Origin of the sequence: Bradyrhizobium sp. IC4059, assembly GCF_020193615.1 — a bacterium.
Taxonomy (GTDB): Bacteria; Pseudomonadota; Alphaproteobacteria; order Rhizobiales; family Xanthobacteraceae; genus Bradyrhizobium; species Bradyrhizobium yuanmingense.
In genome coordinates, this window is the sequence record NZ_JADYVH010000054.1 from 1 (window position 1) to 395 (window position 395).

General features: G+C 48.9%; 2 protein-coding genes. One reads left to right on the top strand and one right to left on the bottom strand.

The features are described from left to right. Positions 1-293 (bottom strand): aconitase family protein (locus I6F12_RS37065; RefSeq protein WP_225158554.1); only part of this gene is annotated, 293 nt, incomplete at its 3' end. Between I6F12_RS37065 and I6F12_RS37070 the strand changes: the two genes are divergently transcribed. Next, the coding region (locus I6F12_RS37070) for an aconitase family protein (protein ID WP_225158555.1) at positions 238-395 on the top strand (158 nt) is incomplete at its 3' end. The genes I6F12_RS37065 and I6F12_RS37070 overlap by 56 nt on opposite strands.

The window sequence follows — 395 nt, forward strand, 5'->3', positions numbered from 1 at the left end:
CATGTGTCTGGGAATGCTACGCCATCACGCGCCTGAATCACCGGAGACATTTTCTCTAGGTTAATCTGGTGCATAATGCCGTTCCCCGCAGGGATCACGTCGACATTTTTAAATGCAGTTTTGGTCCACTCAATAAAGTGGAAACGATCTTCGTTACGGCGGTCTTCAACAGCACGGTTTTTTGCAAAAGCGTCTGGGTCAGCACCACCGTATTCCACTGCTAAAGAGTGGTCGACAATGAGCTGTGTCGGTACAGACTCACATACACCACATACAGACGCTTTGGGCGTAATTTCTGTGGGTGTAGGTGGTTTAGAAGCTGAAAACGTAATGTTGGGCCGTGCATCTTGGATGCGTCTGCCAGACATTATTGGTGTTGAGTTGGTTGGTCAGCG